At 71.4% G+C, this 24,415-nt stretch carries 25 protein-coding genes, 1 tRNA gene and 1 pseudogene; 16 read left to right on the top strand and 11 right to left on the bottom strand.

All coding sequences use genetic code 11. The features are described from left to right. Positions 1–129 precede the first annotated feature (129 nt). Complete coding sequence (locus D9753_RS28515; protein WP_121789614.1) at positions 130–837, bottom strand: hypothetical protein; 708 nt, start codon at positions 835–837, stop codon at positions 130–132. A gap of 47 nt (positions 838–884) precedes the next feature. On the opposite strand from D9753_RS28515, the gene D9753_RS28510 reads away from it, so the two are divergent. Further along, complete coding sequence (locus D9753_RS28510; protein WP_014671721.1) at positions 885–1,073, top strand: DUF5703 family protein; 189 nt, start codon at positions 885–887, stop codon at positions 1,071–1,073. A gap of 113 nt (positions 1,074–1,186) precedes the next feature. Here D9753_RS28510 and D9753_RS28505 read toward each other — a convergent pair whose 3' ends face one another. The 3 genes from D9753_RS28505 to D9753_RS28495 all read right to left on the bottom strand — a co-directional run bounded on the left by D9753_RS28505 (position 1,187) and on the right by D9753_RS28495 (position 3,895). After that, positions 1,187–1,945, bottom strand: a complete 759-nt coding sequence (locus D9753_RS28505; protein WP_121789613.1) for a chaplin — start codon at positions 1,943–1,945, stop codon at positions 1,187–1,189. A 163-nt stretch (positions 1,946–2,108) separates the two neighbouring features. After that, complete coding sequence (chpH, locus tag D9753_RS28500; protein WP_121789612.1) at positions 2,109–2,342, bottom strand: chaplin ChpH; 234 nt, start codon at positions 2,340–2,342, stop codon at positions 2,109–2,111. Between the two features lie 227 nt (positions 2,343–2,569). Further along, positions 2,570–3,895, bottom strand: coding sequence for a M20/M25/M40 family metallo-hydrolase (locus D9753_RS28495; RefSeq protein ID WP_121789611.1), 1,326 nt, complete (start codon positions 3,893–3,895; stop codon positions 2,570–2,572). Between the two features lie 225 nt (positions 3,896–4,120). On the opposite strand from D9753_RS28495, the gene D9753_RS28490 reads away from it, so the two are divergent. After that, positions 4,121–4,208 (top strand) — tRNA-Leu (locus D9753_RS28490). An 88-nt stretch (positions 4,209–4,296) separates the two neighbouring features. On the opposite strand, the gene D9753_RS28480 is transcribed toward D9753_RS28490, so the two are convergent. After that, positions 4,297–5,532 (bottom strand): tyrosine-type recombinase/integrase, encoded by a 1,236-nt coding sequence (locus tag D9753_RS28480; RefSeq protein ID WP_163010813.1) that lies wholly within the window; start codon positions 5,530–5,532, stop codon positions 4,297–4,299. Positions 5,533–5,986: 454 nt separating this feature from the next. After that, entirely contained in the window at positions 5,987–7,147 is a 1,161-nt protein-coding gene (locus tag D9753_RS28475) for a helix-turn-helix domain-containing protein (protein WP_121789609.1), read from the bottom strand. A 150-nt stretch (positions 7,148–7,297) separates the two neighbouring features. Between D9753_RS28475 and D9753_RS36720 the strand changes: the two genes are divergently transcribed. The 3 genes from D9753_RS36720 (at position 7,298) to D9753_RS28465 (ending at position 9,281) form a co-directional block, all read left to right on the top strand. Further along, a complete protein-coding gene (locus tag D9753_RS36720; protein WP_163010812.1) occupies positions 7,298–7,549 on the top strand; it encodes a hypothetical protein in 252 nt (83 codons plus the stop codon). 290 nt (positions 7,550–7,839) lie between these two features. Then, positions 7,840–8,295: an NUDIX domain-containing protein gene (locus tag D9753_RS28470; protein ID WP_121789608.1), complete on the top strand. Its 456-nt coding sequence runs from the start codon at positions 7,840–7,842 to the stop codon at positions 8,293–8,295. Between the two features lie 41 nt (positions 8,296–8,336). After that, positions 8,337–9,281 carry a hypothetical protein gene (locus D9753_RS28465; RefSeq protein ID WP_121789607.1) on the top strand — a complete coding sequence of 315 codons (945 nt, stop codon included), beginning with the start codon at positions 8,337–8,339 and terminating at the stop codon, positions 9,279–9,281. 308 nt (positions 9,282–9,589) lie between these two features. Here D9753_RS28465 and D9753_RS28460 read toward each other — a convergent pair whose 3' ends face one another. Beyond that, complete coding sequence (locus D9753_RS28460; protein ID WP_121789606.1) at positions 9,590–9,904, bottom strand: dsRBD fold-containing protein; 315 nt, start codon at positions 9,902–9,904, stop codon at positions 9,590–9,592. A 111-nt stretch (positions 9,905–10,015) separates the two neighbouring features. Between D9753_RS28460 and D9753_RS28455 the strand changes: the two genes are divergently transcribed. Next, positions 10,016–10,393, top strand: a complete 378-nt coding sequence (locus D9753_RS28455) for a YchJ family protein (RefSeq protein WP_121791335.1) — start codon at positions 10,016–10,018, stop codon at positions 10,391–10,393. A gap of 77 nt (positions 10,394–10,470) precedes the next feature. On the opposite strand, the gene D9753_RS28450 is transcribed toward D9753_RS28455, so the two are convergent. Next, a complete protein-coding gene (locus tag D9753_RS28450; protein WP_121789605.1) occupies positions 10,471–11,172 on the bottom strand; it encodes a FadR/GntR family transcriptional regulator in 702 nt (233 codons plus the stop codon). A 140-nt stretch (positions 11,173–11,312) separates the two neighbouring features. Here D9753_RS28450 and D9753_RS28445 point away from each other — a divergent pair, with 140 nt between their 5' ends. Together D9753_RS28445 and D9753_RS28440 are read left to right on the top strand one after the other, a co-directional pair. Continuing rightward, positions 11,313–11,831 (top strand): gluconokinase, encoded by a 519-nt coding sequence (locus tag D9753_RS28445; RefSeq protein WP_121789604.1) that lies wholly within the window; start codon positions 11,313–11,315, stop codon positions 11,829–11,831. A gap of 50 nt (positions 11,832–11,881) precedes the next feature. Continuing rightward, entirely contained in the window at positions 11,882–13,279 is a 1,398-nt protein-coding gene (locus D9753_RS28440) for a GntP family permease (protein WP_121789603.1), read from the top strand. A gap of 43 nt (positions 13,280–13,322) precedes the next feature. On the opposite strand, the gene D9753_RS28435 is transcribed toward D9753_RS28440, so the two are convergent. From D9753_RS28435 to D9753_RS28425, 3 genes are all read right to left on the bottom strand, one after another. Then, entirely contained in the window at positions 13,323–13,949 is a 627-nt protein-coding gene (locus D9753_RS28435; protein WP_121789602.1) for a cytochrome b/b6 domain-containing protein, read from the bottom strand. Then, positions 13,933–14,670 carry a molybdopterin-dependent oxidoreductase gene (locus D9753_RS28430; RefSeq protein WP_205614285.1) on the bottom strand — a complete coding sequence of 246 codons (738 nt, stop codon included), beginning with the start codon at positions 14,668–14,670 and terminating at the stop codon, positions 13,933–13,935. The genes D9753_RS28435 and D9753_RS28430 overlap by 17 nt, the downstream gene beginning before the upstream one ends. A 152-nt stretch (positions 14,671–14,822) precedes the next feature. Next, entirely contained in the window at positions 14,823–15,836 is a 1,014-nt protein-coding gene (locus tag D9753_RS28425; RefSeq protein ID WP_121789601.1) for a hypothetical protein, read from the bottom strand. 369 nt (positions 15,837–16,205) lie between these two features. Between D9753_RS28425 and D9753_RS28420 the strand changes: the two genes are divergently transcribed. From D9753_RS28420 to D9753_RS28385, 8 genes and pseudogenes are all read left to right on the top strand, one after another. Then, the gene (locus D9753_RS28420; RefSeq protein ID WP_121789600.1) at positions 16,206–17,102 is read left to right on the top strand and encodes a DMT family transporter; all 897 of its coding nucleotides are present in this window, start codon (positions 16,206–16,208) and stop codon (positions 17,100–17,102) included. A 26-nt stretch (positions 17,103–17,128) separates the two neighbouring features. Beyond that, positions 17,129–17,644 carry an NUDIX domain-containing protein gene (locus D9753_RS28415; RefSeq protein WP_121789599.1) on the top strand — a complete coding sequence of 172 codons (516 nt, stop codon included), beginning with the start codon at positions 17,129–17,131 and terminating at the stop codon, positions 17,642–17,644. A 21-nt stretch (positions 17,645–17,665) separates the two neighbouring features. Then, positions 17,666–18,058 carry a YidH family protein gene (locus D9753_RS28410; RefSeq protein ID WP_121789598.1) on the top strand — a complete coding sequence of 131 codons (393 nt, stop codon included), beginning with the start codon at positions 17,666–17,668 and terminating at the stop codon, positions 18,056–18,058. Continuing rightward, positions 18,055–18,384, top strand: a pseudogene (locus tag D9753_RS28405) (DUF202 domain-containing protein); the annotation flags it as partial. The gene D9753_RS28410 and the pseudogene D9753_RS28405, both read left to right, overlap by 4 nt. A gap of 159 nt (positions 18,385–18,543) precedes the next feature. Continuing rightward, positions 18,544–19,566, top strand: a complete 1,023-nt coding sequence (locus tag D9753_RS28400; RefSeq protein WP_121789596.1) for a phosphotransferase family protein — start codon at positions 18,544–18,546, stop codon at positions 19,564–19,566. A gap of 5 nt (positions 19,567–19,571) precedes the next feature. Next, entirely contained in the window at positions 19,572–20,786 is a 1,215-nt protein-coding gene (locus tag D9753_RS28395) for an acyl-CoA dehydrogenase family protein (RefSeq protein ID WP_121789595.1), read from the top strand. Positions 20,787–21,144: 358 nt separating this feature from the next. Then, on the top strand, positions 21,145–22,815 hold the full coding sequence (locus D9753_RS28390; protein ID WP_163010811.1) for a PucR family transcriptional regulator: 1,671 nt from the start codon (positions 21,145–21,147) through the stop codon (positions 22,813–22,815). A gap of 227 nt (positions 22,816–23,042) precedes the next feature. Beyond that, complete coding sequence (locus D9753_RS28385) at positions 23,043–24,404, top strand: type III PLP-dependent enzyme domain-containing protein (RefSeq protein ID WP_121789593.1); 1,362 nt, start codon at positions 23,043–23,045, stop codon at positions 24,402–24,404. Positions 24,405–24,415 lie beyond the last annotated feature (11 nt).

Below are 24,415 nucleotides of genomic sequence, written 5' to 3'. Positions count from 1 at the left end.
GCGGGCGCGCAGAGACGGCGGTGGGAACCGGTTGCGCCGACGAGGGCCAGCCCACGGCCCAGCCCTCCACGGCGGCGTGAACCGGCGGCGCCGTAGGGAGCCCAGCCCTCCACGGCGCCGCCGCCCCGCTCACTTCCCGGCGTCGAGCGGCTCCAGCTCGTCGCCGTCGTCGTGGTCCTCGGGGCCCTCCTCGACGAAGTCGATGTCGTCGTCCTCGATGTCGGGGGCCTCGTCGTCGAACACCGCGCTCACGTCGAAACGGCACACCACCTGCTGCGGGTCGAAGTGCTCGAACGGCGCCTCCAGCCACTCCCCGGCCTCGGGTGGTTCCTCCGCCGCGGTGACCCACAGCGTGGAGTCGCCCTCCTCCAGGCCGAACTCCTTGTGCCGGGAGGCGATCTCGTCCGGTTCGAACTCGCCGAAGAGGATGCCCAGCGCTCCGGGGACGGAGCGGGCGGCCTCGTCGTCGTTCACACCGTCGTCGTACTCCGCCGCCTCGATCCGCTGGGCCTGGGCGACCAGCCGCTGGGGTTCCGCCACGGTGTAGTCGCGGCGGATCAGCACGCTGATCGCGTTCGGTTCATCGGGTCCGGCGTACGGCGGCAGGGTGTCCTCCGCACCGGGGATCTCGAAGGGCGTGACCTCGTCGAAGCGGTCGTAGAGCAGCTCGTCGTACACCTCGGCGGCAGCGGCCAGCTGGTTGAACGCCTCGGAGACGGCCGGGTCGTCCTCCCCCGACCGGCGTTCGACCGCAGCCAGATGGCGGTCGAGCGCGGTCTTGACCGCCTCGGCGGCGGCGCGTACCTCGGCAGCGGTGGGCTGCGCAGCATCAGACATAGTGCAGACGCTATCCGTACCGGGCACCAGCCCGCACAATAGATGCGATGCCGGAATACGAATTTGTCGACGTGTACGTGCCTCGCGGGGTCTCCCGCAAGGAGGCGACACGTCTGCTGACGGACCATGCCGAGTACGGACACTGGGAGTTGGACCGACTGAGCCTGCTGCGCGACGGCAGCCGCAGGGTGCGGTTGCGCCGGCGGATCATCCGCCAGGTGCGTGCCACGTGGTGACGCGGGACGACTGAACGGAGCGGGCCCCGCCGGCATGGCAGGGCCCGCTCCGTTTTCCCGGGCGGTACCGCCCTGCCGTGGGGCCGTACCGCCTTCAGTACCGGGTGTGTCCGTTACGCCGCGGACCGCGCCTTGCGGTAGAGCAGGGCGCCCGCGATGAGCGCTCCCCCGGTGGCCGGCAGCGTGACGCCGAGCGGCACGCCGTTGCCGGTGTGGGCGAGCTGGGCGGTGGTCAGGGGCCGGCCGGAGCTGCCCGTCCACTGCGCCTGATGCCTCGGGGTCTCCCGGTGGGCGGAGTGACCGGAATCACCAGGGTGACCCGGCTGAACCGGGTGACCGGGACGGCCCGGGTGACCGGGATGGGCCGGCTTCGCGGGCGGGTTGCCGTGCCCGCCGCCCGGCGGCTGCGCGGAGTGCCCGCCGCCGGTGCCGCAGTCGTCGCCCGCCGTGGCGTTGCCGGCCCCGACGACGTCGACGCTGTCGCCGCACACGTTCACCGGGACGTCGACCGGCACCTGCACGGTGTTGCCGGAGCCGACGCCCGGCGAGCCGCCGCTCCCGCCGCCCGCGTGCGAGCCGCCGGAACGGCCGGAGCCGCCGGAGCCGCTGTGGTGGTCCGCCGACGTGCCGCCGTGCTGGGCGCAGGCGTTGCCCGCCGCCGGGTTGAGGAGCCCGACGACGTTCACCGTGTTGCCGCAGATGTTCACCGGCGCGTGCACCGGCGCCTGCACCGTGTTGCCGGACAGTACGCCGGGTGAGCCGGCGGCGGCGCCCGTGGCGGCCGAGTCGGCGTGTGCGTAGCCGCCCGCGGCGGCGATCACACCGGTCGCGGCGGCCATGGTCATCAGGCCTTTGCGCGTGCTCTGTCGCATGCTGGTTTCCCCCCTGCCTTCGATGCTGTGACGGACCGGCCGGGACCGGAACGGCCGGCCGGCCGGAGAGACCGGTCGGCCCCGGAGCGCATGGCGCGCGCTCCGGGGCCGACGGCTCAGGAAAGAGGCCCCCTCGGGGCGGATGTCCCTCGGGGAGCCGGCCTCACTTGTTGACGCAGGCGTTGCCGAAGGCGGGGTTCAGGAGCCCGATCACGTCGATCGTGTTGCCGCACACGTTCACCGGGACGTGCACGGGCACCTGGATGACGTTGCCGGAGACCACACCCGGGGAATTCACGGCGGCACCCTGGGCACCGGCGTCGGCGACAGCAAGGCCCGCGCCCGCGAGAACCAGCCCACCGGTGGCAGCCGCGGCGGCGACGATCTTCTTGATCATTGTTCCTCCTAGTTGACAGTGCGACCCCAAGGTGCGGGATCACATCAGCGGTAACGAGGAGGGACTGATGAAGCTACGAACCTATCGTCGCATTCACCCTCTCAGGCGATCTCGCACGACTGCCCGATTGCGACCTCGTACGGCCGCCCGGCCGCCTGCCCGGTCGCCCGGGTGGCTGCCCGGACGCCTGCCCGGTGGTCGCCGGGTGGCTGCCCGGGTGCGGCGCCTCACGACGCGTCGATGAACCGGTCGAGCACGCGCACGCCGAACTGCAGCCCGTCCACCGGCACCCGCTCGTCCACGCCGTGGAACATACCCGCGAAGTCCAGCTCCGGGGGAAGCTTCAGGGGTGCGAAGCCGAAGCCGCGGATGCCCAGGTCGTCGAAGGACTTGGCGTCGGTGCCGCCGGAGAGCATGTAGGGGATGGCCTTGGCCGTGCGGTCCTCGGCGAGCAGCGCGGACTGCATGGCCTCCACCAGGGCGCCGTCGAAACCGGTCTCGACCGCCTTGTCGGCGTGCACGTCCTCGCGGCGGACGTGCGGCCCGAGCAGCCGGTCGAGGTCGCTCAGGAACTCCTCCTCGTGGCCGGGCAGGAACCGGCCGTCGATGTGCGCGGTGGCCTCGCCCGGGATGACGTTGACCTTGTAGCCGGCGTTGAGCTGGGTGGGGTTGGCGGTGTTGCTCAGGGTCGCGCCGATCAGCTTGGCGATGCCGCCGAGCCTGGCGAGGGTGGACTCCATGTCCTCCGGGTCCAGCTCGGTGCCGAGCGCGTCGCCCAGCTCGTCGAGGAAGGCCCGGGTGGTCTTGGTGACGCGCACCGGGAACTTGTGCCGGCCGACGCGGGCGACGGCCTCGGACAGCTCGGTGATCGCGTTGTCGCGGTGGATCATCGACCCGTGCCCGGCGGTCCCGGCCACGGTCAGCTTCATCCAGTGCATGCCCTTCTCGGCCGTCTGGATCAGATAGAGCCGGCGCTGCTCGTTCACGGTGAAGGAGAAGCCGCCGACCTCGCTGATCGCCTCGGTGACGCCCTCGAACAGCTCGGGGTGGTGGTCGACCAGGTAGCGGGCGCCGTACGTGCCGCCCGCCTCCTCGTCGGCGAGGAAGGCGACCACGATGTCCCGCGGCGGCCGGCGCCCGCTGCGCAGCCGGTCCCGCACGACCGCCAGCGTCATGGCGTCCATGTCCTTCATGTCGACGCCCCCGCGCCCCCACACGCACCCGTCGGCGATCTCGCCGGAGAAGGGGTGGTGGGTCCAGTCGTCGGCGTTGGCCGGTACGACGTCGAGGTGGCCGTGGATCAGCAGCGCGGGCCGGGACGGGTCCTCGCCCTCGATGCGGGCCACCGTGGAGGCGCGGCCGGGGTGTGACTCGTAGATCTTCGGCTCCAGCCCGACCTCGGCGAGCTTCTCCGCGACCCACTCGGCGGCCTTTCGCTCGCCGGGCCCGGAGTGGTCGCCGTAGTTGCTGGTGTCGAACCGGATCAGCTCGCGGCAGAGGTCCACGACCTCGTCCTCACCGGTGACGCCCTTGGCCGTGTCCGTCTCGCTCACGCTGCTTCCTCCCGCTGTCACTGCTGGTGGTTCCTCTCATCCTCTCTCCGGGCGCGCCCCGGGCCCAAGACGGGGCCGGGCCCGTCACACGCCGTTCACGCGGCGGCCGCCCGGGGCTCCGCCGGGGAAGGGGGTGATCGGCCACCCCGGAAAGCCTGGTAATGTTTCCTTCGTCGCCGCGAGGAAAACCCCGTCGAATGGGAGATCTCGTACGACAGACACCTTGTCCGGGTGGCGGAATGGCAGACGCGCTAGCTTGAGGTGCTAGTGCCCTTTATCGGGCGTGGGGGTTCAAGTCCCCCCTCGGACACCAGCTGAGACCCCACTTCACGTGGGGTTTTCTGCTTTCCAGGACTGTGGCGTGACCAACCACGTGACCAACAGCCTGGAGAATCCCCAGGTCAGACCAGGGATGACAGGCCGAGTCGGCCCGCACCGGAGGCGGCCAGTCGGCGGGCCCCGTCCTTACGAGAGTGGCCGTACTTTGCCATGGTGTAGCCCGGCGAGTGGTGCCGGACGTTGGCGGAGACCTCTACCGGGTTCTCTCCGGCCTCCAGATCGTTCGTGACCTTGCTGTGCCTCCAGTCGTGGATACGGAAGTCATCGGGCAGGTGGAGACGGTTCCGCAGCGTGCGCCACCGTGCCGAGACCTTCTCGGGGTCCTGCGGGCCCCCTGCCTCGCCCCGGTAGAGCTTGAACCCATCCCGGGCGAACACAAGGTCATGATCGACCCAGGCAGAGTCGAGCCGTGCCCTTTCGTCGTCCTGGCGCTGCTTCTGCCACTTCAGGACGTTCATCACAGACTGATCCACATAGATGACGGCATTGTCGTCGCCATCCTTGGTCAGCTTCCGCAGCCGGTATGTGTTCCCCTCCTCCACCACGACCCATCCCAGTTCGATGGCCCCTTCATCCCAGCGGATGAGAGACCACTTCATCCCCAGGGCCTCACTGCGTCGGACACCGGTCGCCGCGTAGACCGTCCACAGCGGAGCATCCCGAAGACAGTGATGCGTCAGGCCGCCATCACAGACCCGGTTACCGCGCGGCTCCCAAACCGAGCCCAGGAAGCGGGCCGTCTGACCGTCGTCCACCGTGGGGTACTTCTGTTCCTGCGCCCGTATCTCCCGCGCCGTGGGCGGGTGCGCCGTCGCCGCAGGGTTGGCCGGGATCAGCTTCGGCACAGCAGCCCCAAGAGCGCCGGAGAGGATGTTGTGCACGTGCCGGACGCTCTTCGCTCCGAGCGGCTTGCCCTTGTTGGTCGCGCACGGAGCCGTCTCCAGCAGCCGGTACAGATCATCAAGCATGTCGTCAGTGACCTCGCACAGCTTCACGCCACCGATGTGCGGCTTTATGTGAAGACGGATCTTCGTTTCGTACCCGGCCACGGTCGTTCCCTCCTTTCGATGATTCGACAGCCACTTGTCCAGCCAGTCACCCAGCTTCATGTCCGAGCGGGCCGCGATCTTGCCCGCCTCGTAGTTGCTGTGCCACTCCCGCAGTGCCTTCTCTGCTGCGGTCTTGGTCGTGTACTCCCGACCGATCCAGTAACGGATCCTCTTGCCCTGCGCCTTGTCGAAGTGGAGTGGGGTGCGCACGCCCCAGGTGTTCGGTCTGCCCTTACGCGGGATCTCCACCGGAGTCCCCCCGAGCCCGTTACCGCGCTTTGTCACGTGGGTGGGTTGCCTTTCTAGTCGTTACCCATGAGGTGATCAGTGATCTTGTCGAGGTACTCGCCTGTCGCGATCCCCTTTGCCTTGGTGGTGAGCTGACCCCCGGCCTTGCCGGGCACCGTGGTCAGCAGGTCCCGTTTCCGGGCTTCCTTGAGGTGGCCTCGGATCGTTTCGGGACGCTTGTTGGTTAGTTCGGCCAGGTGCGCGGTGACGTTGGGTACGGCCCGTGAGACGGCCCTGACGTACGCCTCCGCCAGGAAGGCCAGGTAGGCATCCGAGACGCCCTCGGAGCCCAGCAGCCACCGCAGCGCCTCACCCTCTGCCTCCTGCGTGACCTGCTGCTCAGGGTCGGCCGGCCGGGCGGCGCGGAACTGGTCGCCCGCCTTCTTGAAGTCGATCTGCCGGTGTCGAATCGTTGTTATCCCTTTTTCTTCCCAATCGACTTGAGGCCCTGGTATGCCTCCCGCAGGTCTGCACTCTCCGGGAGTTGTCGAGCCTCGACAGCCTTAACGACTTCCAGTGCACGCCAATGATTTGAGGGGACGACTCTCCCGGACAGAATGGCTTTCTGTACCGAATCGCAGGCTTCGTCGAGCCGGTCTGCCTTGAGAAGAACCAAAGCAAGATCGATATTTGCGGAAGCTACACGTCGTGGCCACTGACTTACATCGTCACTCGGGCTCAGTTTCTTGATTACTTCCCTGGCGTACGGTTCGGCCGCTGAATCCCCGAGCCATGCGAGTGTCGTAGCCGTATACGATAGAGCCTTTCCAGGGTCATAGCGGTAATGGTGCTCTGGCGTATCGGGGGAACCGATTGCCGCAGAGAGAGCCTGTACCCGTTCAACGGCCGAGTAGGTCTCTTTCCCGTTTCCTAGCCGTGCGCTGGCTCGGCCCTCTTGTGCTGTGGCCTGAATGATTGCGGAGCCCTCAGCGGGAGCTATCTCCTGCGCGGCTCGGGAGAGGTCAACGGCTTGGACATAATCCCCATCGGTAAGGACCCGCCAAGCCTCGGTCTCATAGCACCATGCCTCAATCTCGCGGTGTCCGGCTTCCCTGGCAAGCGTTGCGGCTGTCTCTAGAAGAGCCGTAGCGGCATCGTCTTGCATAAGGTCGATATGGGCCGTTGCCCCGAGCAGAGACAGCCAACCCCCGACGACCAGCAACCGACGATGTTGTGAAAGGGTCTTCTGGCCATCGAGTAATTTTCCGACATAGGCAGAGTGTTTGCGTACCTGCCTCAGCAAGTCTTCCGGCTTGGCTTTGGGGTAGGCCATGGCCAGGCCATCAAAGGCGCGCTCTAGGCGCTCAAGGGTGGCATTCCCTACGTCGCTTGCCTGAGCGCGTCGAGCCAATTCCCAAGCGTCCATCTCATCGTCATGAGTGCCGCTGTCTTCTACTTCCAGGGCTAGACCGAGGTATTCGTTAATGGCTTGCGTCAACTCGGAAGAGGGGGCTTGCTTCCCGTTGAGTACCCGGCTCAGATAGGCAACGTCGTAATGGAGTTCCTTTGCTGCACCTCTCAGGCTCTTCCCCTGTGCCTTGAGTGCCGTCCGTACCTCAGACCCGAAGTCGATCATGGTGCAGCTCCCGTTGACTGTTGACCGCCATCGTAGTCAACGCTGGTCAACTGCCCCATGTATGCGCGGAATCGGTTGAGTGGACAGACGCAACGGAAGACCCCCGCGACGGGCGAACGTCCGGGGGCGTGGCCACCAACCATCAAGGGGTTGACGACAGTGCCCAAAGCTACAGCCAGACTGCCGGAAGGGTGGAAGCCGCTTGAGTCGGCACCTGCCAGTGACGGCGCGCGGCACTGGTACGCAACCGCACCGTTCTCTGCGGAAGCGCTCAGGGAGCAGTACGGCGAAGAAGCGGCCGGACTGGCTCAGACGGTCGACGGCCCTTCCTGGCAGCACCTTTGCACCGAGGCGTGGGGCCAGGATGAGCAGTACAAGCGGCTGACCGGCGGTGAGGCGTGACGACCCCCGCGAAGCGGGCCGGTGCTCGCCTGAGCGCCTTACCGGCCCCCGAGGTGGTCAGCCTGGTTGAGGGCTCCGAGCGGCCCGCAGGGGACGGCTGGTGGGAGGAGTACGGCGGCACCCTTGACCCTGCGTCCGGCGTGATTGCGTTCCCGCCCAACTCCCTGCCCCCATGCCCCTTCCCGTGTGAGCGTTGGGCCCGGCAAAAGGACGCGTGACCCGCACCCCACGGCATAGGTTGAGCCTGGCACCGCAAGCGCCGACGCGCTTGCCCTATTGAAAGGGTGCGTATGAAGCGAATCATTGCCCGAGTGTGGAAACTCATTCGCGGCCCTCTACAATGGCGCGTCCTATGGTTCGCGCACGCCAAATTTATGATTGGCGTGACGGGCGTCGTGCGGAACGAGGCGGGGGAAGTCCTGCTCCTCAAGCACCGAATGTGGCCCGCAGACCGGCCATGGGGGTTCCCGACCGGCTACGCAATCAAGAGCGAGGAATTCCCGAATACCATCGTTCGAGAGGTTCGGGAAGAAACCGGCCTTGAAGTCGTTCCGGGGCGACTGGTTCAGGTGACCAGTGGCTACAAGCTCCGCGTGGAAATCGCGTACGAAGCGCTTCACGTGGGTGGAACTCTCAAGCTCGACAGCTTCGAGATTCTGGAGGCGGAATGGTTCAGCCCGGACGCGCTCCCGGAGGGGATGCAGGAGTCTCACATTCAGCTCATCAAGGCGGGCACGGCGACTTAACGGAACTCGCCCCGAACGAATCCGTAACCGGGGCTAAGGCAATGGCGGCACTGGCGGCGATGCGTGCCGACGCGTCCCCGCTCACGGGAAAGCACGCCGCCCATGTGTTCCGGCCGTTGTCGGAAATGCTCAGCCGGTGGGCGGCAGACGGAATCGACACCACGCAATTCCATGCGGGCGTCGAGAACGCCAAGCGCAGGTACGCCGGGTACGGGCTAACGAAGATACTGCCGCTTGATCGCGTGTTGGTCGGTTGCGAATCCTCGCGGGTCGGTGCCTTCGGTGGCTTCCACCACCCGGACCAGGGGTACCGGCACCTTCAAATGGTGGCGATCATCACCATGTACGGGCCCATGGAACGCCGGAATCCAGAGCGGCCCGCGCTGGCCCTTCTCGATCTACTGCGCGCGTACGCGCATGACTGCCTTCACTACGGGTCGCGTCGGCGGTACGTGGAAGTGGCGGGGGTGCCCGTCCGCACTCAGTACGGAATCAACTACCGCCGCACAAGTGGACAGTCCTACTCGGCTGCCGACCAACGCGGAAGCCACCACACGCGGAACCTCGGAATCGTCATGGAGGGCGCGTGCGACAAAGAGGCGCGCTCCATCACCCGGCAGACGGCAGAACGGTTCGGCGTGACGGAGCCCTCAGACGTTCTCGGCGTGCTGGCGTTCCGGGACGTGACGGGAAATCTGACGGAGGAGGACGCCGGGCGCGTGGTGGCCGTGCCGGAAAGCGAAGAGCAGACGCGATACGCGGAGGCCCTCAGCGGCTACGAGAAGGGCGTCAATCGCCGGTACACGCACTTCCTTGAGGAGTTCGCCCCTGGGGAAGAGAGCGAGTGCGACGTGCGCCTTCTCGCGGCCATGATCAGCGGCGACGCGTCGGCGCTGGGAACGTGGCTGGACGAACGGCACGGCCCCGGCACCTTCATGGGCCTGTTCCGAACGCCGGGGTACTTCGACCCCGGCCTGACCGCCTGAGCGGTCCCTTGGCCGCCCCGTCCGTGCGTCTCTCCCCCGTGGCGCATGGGCGGGGCTTCTCTACTGCTCAGCCCTGGTTGGCCACGTGACCAACGCATGACCAACAGCGGCCAGGAACGGGCAGAAACAGCAGGTGAGGATGACCAACCCTCACGACCTCGAAGGGGTCTCGGAGGGTACGTTTTCCCAGGTCAGCTAACTAGTGAGCTGGTGCCCGAGTGGAGAGTTCAAGTCCCCCCTCGGACACCAGCAGGGCCCCCGCGATGCGGGGGCCTTTCGCGTTGTCCCGGCCCGGTGCGGGCCCCTCGTCACTCGCGGGTCAGCCAGAGCGGCGCCAGGGCGGCGTCCGTGTCGGCGGCTCCCGTCGCCCTCATGTCGCCGTCGGCGGCGCGCAGCAGCGTGCGCCCCATGGCGATGAGGGCGCGGCCGGCGGCGAGTTCGTCGCCGATGTCCGGCATCGCCGGGTCGTAGGGGTTGCGGCGGGCCTCCGCACGGCACTCCAGGACGCCGTCGCCGGTGTCCAGGACGATCCTGGCCGTGGTGTCCGGATCGCGCTCGGAGAGGTACAGGTTCAGCCGCCACTCCCGGACGGCGGGAGGACGGCTGCTCAGTGGGCGGGTCATGGTCCGTCTCTCCTCCCTGCGCGCCGCGGCCGGTGGGACGCCGCTGGGGCCCCTTCCACTGTGCACCCCCGCGCGGGCGGACGCGTCCCGGCCGCGGGCACAATGTGGGCCATGACCTCGCGCACGTGCCCCTGCGGGCTCCCCCGGTCCTACGACGCCTGCTGCGGCCGCTTCCACTCCGGCCCGGCCGCCGCGCCGACGGCCGAACTGCTGATGCGGTCGCGGTACAGCGCGTTCGTGCGGGGGGACGCGGGGTATCTGCTGCGCACCTGGCACCCCCGGACCCGGCCGGAACGGCTCGACCTCGATCCGGGGACGCGGTGGACGGGCCTGGAGGTCCTCGGCTCCACCGACGGGTCGGCGTTCCACACGACGGGCACGGTGACCTTCCGCGCCTCCTACCGGGGCGGCTCGCTGCTGGAGCGCAGCAGGTTCGAGCGGGTGGACGGGGCGTGGGTGTACGTGGACGGCGACTTTCCGGACGAGTAGCCGGCCGGGGGGCGACTGTGCCGTTCGCGGGCCCGGACGCGTCGCCGCGACCCGCAGTTCCCCGCCGGGGGCGCGTCTCAGGGCGCCAGGATGTCCAGTTCCTCGAGGGCGCCCACGGTGATCTGCCTGGTCAGCTCCTCGGCGCGGACAGCGTCGCCCGCACGGACCGCCTCCGCGACCTGTACGTGCAGGGTGACGGCCGCCGGGTCGGGGTCCTCGAACATGACCTCGTGATGGGTACGCCCAGCCAGCACCTCCGCGACGACGTCGCCGAGGCGGGCGAACATCTCGTTGCCGGACGCGGTGAGCACCACCCGGTGGAAGGCGACGTCGTGGACCAGGTACCGGTCCAGCCTGTGGCCGCGCGAGTTGGCCACCATGCCGAGGGCGCACTCGGTGAGTTCGGCGCACTGCGCTGCCGTGGCGTGCCGGGCGGCGAGGCCCGCGGCGACGGGTTCGACGGCGGAGCGCAGCACGGTCAGGGAGCGGAGCTGGTGCGGGCGGTCGGCGCCCGCGAGGCGCCAGCGGATGACCTGGGGGTCGTAGACGTTCCACTCGGCCTTCGGGCGGACCGTCACGCCGACCCGGCGGCGGGACGCGACCAGGTGCATGGACTCCAGGACGCGGACCGCCTCGCGCATCACGGAGCGTGACACCTCGAAGTGCTGTGCGAGTTCGTCGGTGCGCAGCACACTGCCCGGCGGGTACTCGCCCGCCGTGATCGCGGGGCCGAGAGTGTCCAGTACACGGCCGTGCAGGCCCCGGCCCGGTGTGCTCATGCACTCAGCGTACGACCTGGATCACAGAGACGAAAAGTCAGACTTATATGTCACACAGTCTTGAATTCGTCGTACCTAATGGGTTTCAGTGTGGCGACGCCGCAGTGGCGTCGGATGTCGAGGAAGACAGCGAGGCAGTGATGCGAAGCCCCCAGGTCGTCGTCGTGATGGGCGTCGCGGGGACGGGCAAGACCACGATCGGTCCTCTGCTCGCCGCGCGGCTGGGCGTCCCGTACGCCGAGGGTGACGACTTCCACCCGCAGGCCAACATCGACAGGATGTCGGCCGGGATCCCTCTCGAGGACGCCGACCGGTGGCCGTGGCTGGAAGCCATCGGGCACTGGGCGCACGGCCGGGCCGGGCTGGGCGGAGTCGTCAGCAGCTCCGCGCTGAAGCGGTCGTACCGCGACCGGCTCGGGGCCGTGGCCCCCGGGATCGTGTTCCTGCACCTCACCGGCGACCGGCGGCTGATCGAGGAGCGCATGTCCGGACGCCAGGGCCACTTCATGCCCACCGCGCTGCTGGACTCCCAGTTCGCGGCCCTCCAGCCGCTGGAACCGGACGAGCCCGGGGTCGCCGTGGACGTCGCCGGCAGCCCGCAGGAGATCACCGAGCGCGCCGTGCGGGCGCTGGACGCCCTTCCCGCCGCATCGGCCTAGTCCGTCCGCCCAGCCCCCGAACCCTTTTCCGTAACCGCAAGGGAACCCCCGTGACCAGACTCAGCGTCGAGATGCTGGCAGCGGACACGCCTCCGCCGATCACCTCCGCCGGACACGCCCAGCTTGGCATCGCCGTCCTGGTGGGCATCGCCGTGATCGTCCTGCTCATCACCAAGTTCAAGCTCCATGCGTTCCTGGCCCTGACCGTCGGGTCGCTGGTGCTCGGGGCGGTCGCCGGAGCGCCGCTCGACAAGGCCATCACCAGCTTCACCACCGGGCTCGGTGCCACCGTGGCCGGCGTCGGCGTCCTGATCGCGCTCGGGGCGATCCTGGGCAAACTGCTCGCCGACTCCGGCGGTGCCGACCAGATCGTCGACACGATCCTCGCCCGGGCGGGCGGGCGCGCGATGCCCTGGGCGATGGTGCTGATCGCCTCGGTGATCGGTCTGCCCCTGTTCTTCGAGGTCGGCATCGTGCTGCTGATCCCGGTCGTGCTGATGGTCGCCAGGCGCGGCAACTACTCCCTGATGCGCATCGGCATCCCGGCGCTGGCCGGTCTGTCCGTGATGCACGGCCTGATCCCGCCGCACCCCGGCCCGCTGGTCGCGATCGACGCGCTGCACGCCAACGTGGGCGTGACCCTGGCGTTCGGCATCCTCGTCGCCGTCCCGACCGTGATCATCGCCGGTCCGCTGTTCTCGAAGGTCGCGGCCCGCTGGGTGGACGTACCGGCTCCGGACCGGATGCTGCCGCAGCGCACGTCGGAAGAGCTGGAGCGCCGCCCCGGTTTCGGCGCGACCCTCGCGACCGTGCTGCTGCCGGTGGTGCTGATGCTGGCCAAGGCGCTGGTGGACATCGTCGTGGACGACACCACGGACAGGACCCAGCGAGTCTTCGACGTGGTCGGCTCGCCGCTGATCGCTCTCCTCGCCGCGGTGCTCGTCGGCTTCTTCACGCTGGGCCGGCCGGCCGGGTTCACCAGGGACCGTTTGCGGCAGACCGTCGAGAGCGGCCTCATGCCCATCGCCGGCATCCTGCTGATCGTCGGTGCGGGTGGCGGCTTCAAGCAGACCCTGATCGACTCCGGGGTGGGCCAGATGATCCTGGACGTCTCCAAGTACTGGTCGATACCCGCGCTGCTGCTGGCCTGGCTGATCGCCGTGGCGATCCGGCTGGCGACCGGCTCGGCGACGGTGGCGACGGTCTCGGCGGCCGGCCTGGTCGCGCCGCTGGCGGCCGACATGTCGACCACGCACACGGCCCTCCTGGTCCTCGCCATCGGCGCGGGCTCGCTCTTCTTCAGCCAGGTCAACGACGCCGGTTTCTGGCTGGTGAAGGAGTACTTCGGGCTGAGCGTCGGACAGACCGTCAAGACGTGGTCGGTGATGGAGACGATCATCTCGGTGGTCGGGGGCGGTCTGGTGCTGCTGCTGTCCCTCGTGGTCTAGCCGTCCTTGCCGGGCGGGGCGGTGAGCGGGCGGGCCGGGCCGGTCAGGGGCGCCACAGAGGGTGCTCCTGACGGGCCCACTCCTCGCTCACCGTCCCCGTGCGCAGTCCCTTGCGCGCTTCCGGGTCGCCCAGGGCCTTGCCGATGTGGCCGGCCAGGACGACGCCGATCGTCAGGGCCAGCCAGTCGTGCACGAAGGTGGCCGACGTGCGCCACATCAGCGGGGTGAGGTGGGTGAACCACATCATCAGCCCGGTGCCGAGCATGACGAGGGTGGCGCCGGCGATCCAGGCGGCGTAGATCTTCTGCCCGGCGTTGAACTTGCCGGCCGGGCGCGAGGCGGGCGCGGTGACGCGGCGCAGAGCGGCGCTCAGCCAGAGCCGGTCGTGCGGGCCGAAGCGGTTGAGGAACCGCAGATCGGTGCGGAAGGCGCGGGAGGCGAGACCCAGCAGGACCGGGGCCGGCAGGGCGAGGCCCGCGCACTCGTGGACGCGGACGACCAGTTCGCGGCGGCCGACCAGGATCGCCAGCGGCGGTACGTAGAGGACGGCGGCCGTCAGCACGCACAGGCCCATCAGCGCGGCCGTACCCCGGTGCACCCAGCGTTCGGCCGGGGCGAAGCGGTGCACGCGGGTGCCCGGCGGCGCCGGGGTGTCAGCCGGTGGGCGCATCGGTGCGTCCGTTCGAACGGCCCACCCAGGCGTCGACGTCGTAGCCGAGGTCCTCCCAGTAGCCGGGCCGGACGCGGTCGGTGACCGTGATGCCGGAGAGCCACTTGGCCGATTTGTAGAAGTACATGGGCGCCACGTAGAGGCGGACGGGGCCGCCGTGGTCGTGGCCGAGGTCGTGGTCCTGCATGCGCAGGGCGGCCAGGACGTCCGGGCGGCGGGCCTGGGCGAGGGTGAGGCTCTCGGTGTAGGTGCCGTCGAAGCAGGTGAAGCGGAGGGCCCTGGCGGAGGGGTGGACGCCGGCGGCGTCCAGCAGCCGGGAGAGGCGGACGCCTTCGAAGGGGGTGCCGGGGACCCGCCAGCCGGTGACGCACTGGACGTCCTTGACCAGCCGCGTCTGCGGCAGGGCGCGCAGTTCGGCGAGGGTGTAGCTGTGCGGCCGGTCGACCAGGCCGTCGACGGTGAGGCGGTAGGCCGTGGGGCTCGGGTGCGGGACGGAGGCGGCGACGGAGTAGTACCGGAATCCGCCGCCGTTGGGCAGCAGCCCGGTCAGGCCCGTGGGGTCCTTGCCGGCGATGTCGCCGAGGAAGCCTTCCGTACCGCGTTGCAGCACGGGCGCGCCGAGGACGCCGAGCGCGCCGAGGCCGAGGGTGCCGAGGAAGATGCGGCGGCCGACCGGCCGGCCGGCCCGCTCCTCGGATTGGTCAGGGTTCACGTCGCCCATTCGAGCACTCGCGGCCCCGCGGGGCCAGGGATCCGGGTCACCGGTCAGACTTTCGTCATCTTCTCCCGCGCACGGGCGGCGCGAGCCCCGTACGGCGACGGGCGGCGAGCCGGTACGGCGACAAGCCCTGTGGTCGGCTGGAACCCTGCTCCTCACCGGCCGAGCGCGTGACCGCGAGCCGCGCGGAAGGCCGTCCAGGGGTCGCGGTGGACGTAGGACCAGGGCGCCGGGGTGGCGTGCCGGCCGATGCGCCTGAAGAGGGCCGCCGCCTCGGCCGGGCGGCCGGCGCAGGACAGGGCGAGGGCGAGGTGGTTGAGGTCGAGGTGGCGGCGCGGGTGGTCGTCGTGCTCCCACTCCAGCCACCAGTCGAAGCAGGCGCGCAGGATGCGGCGGGCCCGCGGGCCGGACCAGTGTCCGGAGGCGGCCGGGTCGGCGGGGGCGAGGCCGGTGGCGGCCAGCACCCGGTACCGCTCGGCGTAGGCGACGACGGGCAGCACGGCGAGCGGGGAGTCGGCGGGGGCCTCGGCGGCGGCCAGCTCGGCGACGTCGTACACCTCGTGCACCTCGGCCCGGCCGCCCGCGGGCCGTTCGGCGAGGCGGGCGATCAGCAGGTGGTGGGCGTGGTGGTGCTCGGGGTGGCGGCGGCGCAGCTCGGTGAAGGTCCCGAGCAGCTCGCGTTCGGGTCCGAGGGCGCGGGCCAGCAGCAGCCGGCCGAGCCAGGGGGTCGGGTCGGCCGGCGCGAGCGCGGCGGCCGTGTCGCAGGCCTCGCGGGCCCGGTCTGCGTCGTCCCTGCCGCGCAGGACGCGGTGGACCAGGGCCAGGGCGAGCAGGGTGGCGGCGTCGGCGGACCGGGGCTCGGCGGCCAGCCAGTCACCGGCCCGGACGGCGGCGCCTGGATCTCGGGCGAGGACGGTGAGGCGGTGGCCGCGGCGGTCCCAGTCGTCGCCGGTGTGGATCAACAGGGAGCGGGCGGCCTGCCGGCGGCCCTGCGCCAGCGCGGTCCGGGCGGTGCGGAGCGCGGTGTCGCCGAGGGCCTCGTCGAAGGGCGTGCGGAGTGGGGCGTCGCCGAGGGGCCCGTCAAAGGCGCCGGCGGCGTCCCCGGCGGGGTCGCCGGACGCGTCCGTGGGGGCCCGGCGCAGGCCGGGCGCAGGCGGGAGAGGGGGCACCGCGGGACTTCCTGTTTCGGGCTGCCATCAACCGATCACGCACAGCAAACCCGCAGCCACGGCTTGCGTCAAGCGGAACCCCGGTGCTCCACGCTTCAACAGCCTTGCCCAGAACGGAACTTGGAGTAACCGGCGCAGGTGGCCGGGGTCCGCCGCCGCGCCCGGCTGGATTCCCTGTGGCGTATGCCACGGGCTGTGCGGAACCGGTGCCCGGCCCGATGTGGCGTGCACCATGGCGCCGGACGGCCCGACACCGGACCATGGCGAGTCAACTGCCCGGTTTCGGGTGCTTCCGGGGCATGCCGCCCCGGGAACGCTACAGTCGGCCACTACGCGCCCGTGGTCCGGCCGGATGATGAGGTACACAGCGTGTCGGTTCTGGTTCTCGTGCTCGCCGTGAGCGCGGCCTGCTGTCTGGGCTTCGGATTCGTACTCCAGCAGAACGCGGCGCAGCAGGCGCCGCTCAGCGACTTCCTGTCCTTCCGGCTACTGCTCGACCTGATGCGGATGCCCCGCTGGCTGGGCGGCCTCGGCCTGATGGTGGCCGGCATGGTGCTGGGCGCGGTCGCCCTCGGCAAGGGCGAGATCTCGCTGGTCGAGCCGCTGCTCGCGACCAACCTGCTGTTCGCCCTGGCCTTCTCCCGGCTCCGGACCGGACAGTCCCTCGGCCGTCAGGGGTGGGCCGGGCTGCTGCTGCTCGCGGGCGGTGTGAGCGCGTTCCTCGTGGCGGGCGAGCCGCGCGCCGGCACGGCGGTCGCCGATCCGCTGCGGCACTGGCTGATCATCGGGGCCGTGGTCGGCGTGGCGCTGATCCTGACGGCGTACGCCAAGCGCTCCCGGCTGAGCTGGGGCCCGGTGCTGCTGGCCACCGCCGCCGGCCTGCTGTACGGCATCCAGGACGCGCTGACCCGGGTGAGCGGCACGCGCTTCGGCGACGGCGGCCTCACCGAGCTGTTCACGGGCTGGCAGCCGTACGGCGTGCTGGCGTGCGGGATCACCGGGCTCGTCCTGGTGCAGAGCGCGTTCGAGACGGCCCCCCTGCGCATGTCGCTGCCCGCGCTGACCGCGGCCGAGCCGCTCGCCGGGATCCTGTGCGGGGTGGGCTTCCTCGGTGACCGGCTGCGCACCGACACCGGGGCGCTCGCCTGGGAGGCGGCCGGGCTCGCGGCCGTGGTCACGGGCATCGTGCTGCTGGGTATGCACCCGGCGATGCCGTGCGGCGCCACGCGGGCGGAGCCGCCGGCCCGGGACCTCCAGCGCCGCTGAGCGCGCCGTCCTGCTTGGATGGCGGCATGAACCCTGCTGACGAGATCCTCGACATCGTCGACGAGCACGACCGGGTCGTCGCCCGGTGCCCGCGCGGCGAGGCGTACGCCCGCGGACTGCGTCACCGCTGTGTGTTCATCCAGGCCCGGGACGCGGCCGGCCGGCTCTTCGTGCACCGGCGCACGGCCACCAAGCTGGTGTTCCCGTCCCTGTACGACATGTTCGTCGGCGGGGTCGTCGGCGCGGGCGAGTCCTACGACGCGGCGGCGCTGCGCGAGGCCGAGGAGGAGCTGGGCGTCAGCGGACTGCCGCGGCCGGCCCACCTGTTCACGTTCCTGTACGACGACGGCGCCGGCAAGAGCTGGTGGTCGGCGGTGTACGAGGCGCGCTGCGAGCTGCCGGTGCGGCCCCAGGCGGAGGAGGTCCAGTGGCACGCCTTCCTCACCGAGGAGGAGGTCGGTCGGCGGCTGACCGAGTGGGAGTGGGTGCCGGACGGGCTCGCGGCGTACGAGCGCCTGACGGCGTTCCGGGCGGGCCGGTGAGCCGCCGGTAGGGTCGGTCACGTGATCGAGTTCGTACGGAACGTCCGGCTGTGGTTCGCGCCGGAGCAGGTGCGGAACGAGGGCGGCACGCCCGACTACCGGTTCTCGCTGGCCAACGAGCGCACCTTCCTCGCCTGGCTGCGGACCGCGCTCGCGCTGATCGGCGGCGGATTCGCGGTGGACCAGTTCCTGCCGGACCTGCGCTGGGCGTGGCGGGCCGGGCTCGCGCTCGCGTTGCTGGGCGCCGGCGTGCTGTGCTCGCTGCGGGCGGTGAACCACTGGGTGCGCTGCGAGCGGGCGATGCGGCGCGGCGAGGACCTGCCCGCGTCCCGGTTCCCGGCGCTGCTGAGCCTGGTCGTCGCGGTGGTGGCCGTGGCGATGGTCGTGGTGGTGCTGGTCAGGTGGGAGGCGTGACGGCTGCCGCGGGGTCGGATCCGGCGGGCCGGGATCCGGGGCTTCAGCCCGAGCGCACCCGGCTGGCCTGGCGGCGTACGACGCTGTCGGCCGCCGTGGCCGCCGTGTTCGCCGTGAAGTCCGCGCTGCACGACGGCGCCCCGGCCGGCGCGGTCGTCGTGTGCGCGGTGTGCTGCGGGCTGTGGCTGGCCTTTCTGTGGGTCGCCCACCAGCGCATCCGCGCGCTGTCCGTCGGCACCCCGCCGCCCGCGCTCGCCCCCCGCCACGCGGCGGCGGCGGTGCTGTGCGCGGTGGCGACGGCGGTGTGCGCGGCCGTGCTGGTGCTCGGTCCCGCCCGCTGGGCTCCGGCGTTCGGATCAGCGCACGGAGCGCCGGCGGGTGGCTCCGGTCACGTTTCTCGTCAGGTTCGGCCCCCGCACTGGACGACATACCGACCGGTCGGCATCATGAGTCGGGACGTGTTCACCCGTTCGTAGGAGTGATGTATGAGCGCCGACCACCCGCCCGGACTCGACCTGGACCGGCTGCGCGTCCTGCTCGACCGCGAGCGCCCCGGTCTGGTCAGCGGCCCCCTGACCGGCCGGCTGATCGAGGGCGGACGGTCGAACCTCACCTACGCGCTCTCCGACGGCGCCTCGCGCTGGGTCGTACGCCGGCCCCCGCTCGGCCACGTGCTGGCCACCGCGCACGACATGCGGCGCGAGCACCGGGTGATCAGCGCCCTGCACCCCACCCGGGTGCCGGTGCCGCGACCGGTGCTGCTGTGCGAGGACGAGGACGTGCTGGGCGCGCCGTTCTACGTCATGGAGTTCGTCGAGGGCACCCCGTACCGCACCGCCCAGCAGCTCGCCCCGCTCGGCGCCGAACGCACCCGCGACGCGGTGCTGTCCCTCGTGGACACACTGGTCGAGCTGCACGCGGTGGACCCCGCCGAGGTCGGCCTCGCCGATTTCGGGCGCCCGGAGGGCTTCCTGGACCGGCAGCTACGCCGCTGGGGCAAGCAGCTCGACGCCTCCCGCAACCGCGACCTGCCCGGCATCGACGAGCTGCACGCCGCCCTCGGGCGGGCGCTGCCCGCCTCCCCCGCCCCGGCCGTCGTCCACGGCGACTACCGCCTGGACAACGTCCTGATCGGCGACGACGACCGGATCAGGGCGATCCTCGACTGGGAGATGTCCACACTCGGGGACCCGCTGACCGACCTGGGCCTGCTGGTGATGTACAGCCGGCCGCTCGGCATGCCGCAGTCCCCCGTCTCCACCACCGCCGAGGCGCCCGGACACCCGTCCCCGCGGGAGCTGATCGAGCGGTACGCCGCGCGCTCGGGGCGCGACGTCTCCGCCGTCTCCTGGTACACGGCGTTCGCCTGGTTCAAGCTCGCCGTGATCCTGGAGGGCATCCACTACCGGTACACGCTGGGCCAGACGGTCGGCCGCGGCTTCGACCGCATCGGCGAACTCGTCCCCGTCTTCATCGACCACGGACTGACCACTCTTCAGGAAGGCTGACCGGTATGGACTTCGCGTTCGACGCGCGCACCGAGGAGCTGCGCGCCAGGCTCCTCGCCTTCATGGACGAGTACGTCCACCCGGCCGAGGCCGTGGCCGAGGAGCAGCGGGCCGGGCTGGCGTCCCCCTGGGACACCCCGGCCGTGGTCGAGGAGCTGAAGGCCGAGGCCCGCAGGCAGGGCCTGTGGAACCTGTTCCTGCCGGACACCGAGTACGGTGCCGGGCTGACCAACCTCCAGTACGCGCCGCTCGCCGAGATCACCGGCCGCTCCCCGCACCTCGCGCCCACCGCGACGAACTGCGCCGCGCCCGACACCGGCAACATGGAGGTGCTGGCGCAGTTCGGCAGCGCGGAGCAGAAGAAGCAGTGGCTGGAGCCGCTGCTCGCCGGTGAGATCCGCTCGGCGTTCGCGATGACCGAGCCGGAGGTGGCCTCCTCCGACGCCACGAACATCACCACGCACATCGAGCGGGACGGCGACGAGTACGTCATCACCGGCCGCAAGTGGTACATCTCCGGGGCGATGAACCCGGACTGCGCCGTCTTCATCGTCATGGGCAAGACCGACCCGGACGGGGCGGACATCCGCCGCCAGCAGTCCATGGTCCTGGTCCCGCGCGACACGCCGGGCGTCACCGTGCGGCGCGCCATGCGGGTGTTCGGGTACGAGGACCACTCCCACGGCGGCCACGCCGAGGTCGTCTTCGACCACGCGCGCGTACCGGTGGCCAACCTGGTCGGCGAGGAGGGCGGTGGCTTCGCCATCGCCCAGGCCCGGCTCGGCCCCGGCCGGATCCACCACTGCATGCGGCTGATCGGGATGGCCGAGCGGGCGATCGAGCTGATGTGCCGGCGGGCCGTGTCCCGTACCGCGTTCGGCAAGACGCTGGCCCAGCAGGGGGTGGTGCAGAACTGGATCGCCGACGCCCGGGTCACCGTCGAGCAGCTACGGCTGCTGGTGCTGAAGACGGCCTGGCTGATGGACACCGTCGGCAACCGGGGCGCCCACACGGAGATCCAGGCCATCAAGATCGCCACCCCGCGCGCGGTGGTCGGCATCCTCGACCGCGCGATCCAACTGCACGGCGCGGGCGGGGTGAGCCAGGACCTTCCGCTGGCCGAGCTGTACGCGAGCGCCCGCACCCTGATGCTCGCCGACGGCCCGGACGAGGTGCACCAGCGGTCGCTGGCCCGCAGGGAACTGAAGAAGTACAGCTGACGCCCCGGCCGCTGCGGCCACCTTCCGGCCCGCCGCCGGACCCTGCCGCACCGGCCACGCGTCTGTCCGCCCGCACCGCACGCAGGGCCGGCCCCTCCACGGCCCCGCACCGGCGGGGCCTTTCCTTCACGCCGGTATCGGTCACCGGCCGGCCTTCCCTGCCCCACACCCCCTCCCCCCGGCCCCGCCCCGCGACAGCCGTAGGACTTCTCCGCCGCGTTCTCCCCCGCTGCCCCCACCGGCGGCGCTCCGTGTGTTTCCGTGCGCTGTTGAGTGCGGGCGCGGGCTGTGGTGTCGTACCTGTTCCGGACGCGGCCGGGGACGGCCGGGCGGTGGGGCGAGGGGGCGAGGGGGAAGCGTGGCCGATTCGCGGGAGCAGCCGGGGTGGGGCGTGGCGGAGAGCAAGGTGACCCTGGAGCGTTTGCTGTCGGTGGTGGGGCCGGGGGCCCTGGAGCTGGACACGGCCCCGGGCGGGCTGGCCGTCGCCGTCGGCGGTGTCGCCGTACTGGACGTGCTGGATCCCGCGATCCGGCCGCGGGAGCTGGTGCTGGCGGTCGGTGTCGGTGCCGGCTCGCCCCAGGCGGTGGACGTCCTGCGCCGGGCCGGCGACGCCGGGGCCGCCGGGGTGGTCTTCGGCCCGGACCGCCCCGAGGGTGCCGCCGGTGCCCTGCGGGCGGCGGCCCGGGAGGCCGGTACGGCGGTGTTCTTCCGCACCTGGTACCGGTGGGACGAGCTGGTCGTGGTGCTGCGGGCCGGGCTGGCCGCGGCCGGGGCCGCGCCGTTGTCCGCGGCCCCCGGGCCGGCCCTGGGGGACCTGGACGCGCTGGCCGACGCGGTGGCCGCGCTGGTCGGCGGTTCGGTGACCATCGAGGACACCGAGTCCCGGGTGCTGGCCTTCTCCTCGACCGAGGAGAACGTGGACGAGATGCGCCGGCTGACCATCCTCGGACGGCGCGTTCCCCCCTGGCGCGTGGCCGCCATGCGGGACGCCGGCTTCTTCCGTGCCCTGTGGACGGCGGACGACGTGCTGCACCGCAGGGCGCAGGGCGACAACCCCGAACGCCTGGTGTGCGCCGTCCGCGCGGGCAGCGAGGTGCTGGGGTCCGTCTGGGTGGCCGCGGTCGGCGGCCGGCCCCTGTCCCCGAACGCGTCGGAGGCCCTGCGCGCGGCGTCCCGGGAGGCCGCCGCCCATCTGCTGCACCACCGCACGCGCGGCGCGGACAGCCGGCTGGTGGAGGACGCGGCGCGGGCGCTGCTGGAGGAGCGCGGCTCGGCCGAGGTGCTGGCCGCGCGGGCGTCGCTGCCGGCGCAGGAGCCCTGCGCCGTGCTGGCGGTGGGCCTCGGTGCGGGCACGTCCGCACAGGCCGCGCCCGACGATCCGTCGCGGCTGTTCGGTCCGCTCGCCCTGCACTGCGCGGCGCTCGGCCACCGGATCGTGGTGGTGCCGGCCGGCGGCAGGGCCCTGGTGCTGGTGTCCGCGCTGGACCAGGACGCGGAGGGGGCCCGTGAGCAGGTGACGAGGCTGGGGACGTCGCTGGCCGACCGGTTGTCGGCCACGACGGGCGCGCCGCTGCGGGTCGGACTGGGTGAGGTGGTGCCGGCGCTGGCGCGGGCCGCCGAGTCGCGCCGGAGCGCCGAGCAGGCTCTGAAGGCGCTCGTCCGGACCGGGGGCGCGCGCAGCGTCGCCCGGGTGGCGGACGTGGCCGACACGATCGGCGTGCTCCGGGTGCTGGAGGCGCTGCGGGACCTGGAGCTGCCGCCGGGGACCTCGGTGGCGCGGCTGGCCGCGTCCGACGCCGGACCGGGCGGAGGCCACCTGGTGAGGTCGCTGCGGGCCTACCTCGACCACTTCGGTGACGTGTCCGCGGCGGCGCACGCCCTCTCGGTCCACCCCAACAGCCTGCGGTACCGGCTGGGCCGGATCACCGCCGTCTCGGACCTGGATCTCGGCAGTCCGGACGCCCGTCTGCTGGCGCAACTGCAACTGCGCCTCGGGGATCCGGACGGGGAGGCGGGGCCCGGGTCGTGAGGGCGTGCCCGCGGTCGTGTTTCGTGCGCCCGCACCAACCCGGGGCGCCGTCCTCGTCGCCGCGCACAACGGCGCGGCCGGCCGGGGCCGGCCACCCGGTCCGGCCGCCGGCGCGGGGGGTGGGCCTTTGAGGAACCGACGATGACGGCACGGGTACACGGCCCGCAACCTGGAACCACGCCCGGGGAATCGGCCCCGGCCGCCTCGTCCACACCGGAAGGTTCATCATGACCGCTGTGCCCCTCGACGCCGTACGTCGCGAACGGGTTCTCCAGGAGGCCGTGCGGCGGAGGCTGCTGGACCCGGAGCAGTCCCTGCTGGCCGCCTTCGTCGACCTCGACGGTGTCGCGGCCACCGTCCGGGCCCTGCACGACGCCTTCCCCGGCTCCCCCGAGGTCCGCGGCGTCCTGCACACGTTCGCCGCGAAGGCCAACTGCCTGGTGCCCGTCCTGGCGGAACTGGCGGGGCACGGCATGGGCTGCGAGGTCGCGACCGCGGGTGAGCTGGCCCGGGCGCTGGCGGCCGGGTTCCCGGCCGAGCGGATCGTCTTCGACTCCCCCGCCAAGACCCGGGCGGAGCTGGAGCGGGCGCTGGAGCTGGGCGTGGCCGTCAACGCGGACAGCTTCCAGGAGCTGGAGCGGATCGACGGGCTGCTCGGCGGCCGTGTTCCGGCGTCGCGGATCGGGGTGCGCCTGAACTGCCAGGTCGGCGGGGGTGCCATCGCCGCGATGAGCACCGCCACGAGCACCTCCAAATTCGGTGTCCCGCTGACGGATCCGGGCAACCGGGAGCGGCTGATGCGGGCGTTCGACACGTACCCGTGGCTGAGCTGGGTGCACACGCACACCGGGTCCCAGGGGTGCCCCCTGGACCTGATGGCCCGCGGGGTGGCGCAGGCGGTGGAGTTCGCCGACCAGGTGACGGCCGCGTTCGGGGAGGGCAGGATCGCGGGCATCGACATCGGCGGCGGGCTTCCCGTCAACTTCGCCGACGACGAGGTCACCCCCACCTTCGGGATGTACGTCGAGCAGCTCAGGGCGCACGCGCCGCGGCTCTTCGAGGGCGGGTACGCGGTCGTCACCGAGTTCGGCCGGTCCCTCCTGGCCAAGAACGGTTTCATGGCCGCGTACGTCGAGTACACCAAGAGTGCGGGGGGCCGGCCGATCGCGGTGACCCACGCCGGTGTCCAGGTCGCCACCCGGACCGTGTTCAGTCCGGACGCCTGGCCGCTGCGGATCGAGGCGCACGATCCGTCCGGCACGGCCAAGCGGGGGCGGCCCGTGCGCCAGGACATCGCGGGCCCCGCCTGCTTCGCCGGTGACCTGCTGGCCCGCGACCGCGCGCTGCCCGCGCTGGAGCCGGGCGACCTCGTGGTGGTGCCGGACACCGGTGCCTACTACTTCTCCACGCCGTTCAGGTACAACAGCCTGCCCGAACCCGCCGTGTACGGGGTCCGGACGGACGCGGACGGCGGCGTCGCGTTCACCGTCGTCCGTCCGGCGCAGGACCCGTGGCAGCTCTCGGAGCAGGACGGCGTGGACCCGCTGTCCCAGGACCCGGTGCCCGTCCGGGCCGGCGACGCGCGGTGAGGAGCACCGGG

It is taken from the genome of Streptomyces dangxiongensis (assembly GCF_003675325.1).
GTDB classification, from domain to species: domain Bacteria; phylum Actinomycetota; class Actinomycetes; order Streptomycetales; family Streptomycetaceae; genus Streptomyces; species Streptomyces dangxiongensis.
Note: the sequence above shows the minus strand (reverse complement) of the source record. Positions and strands in the feature narration are given on the sequence as shown.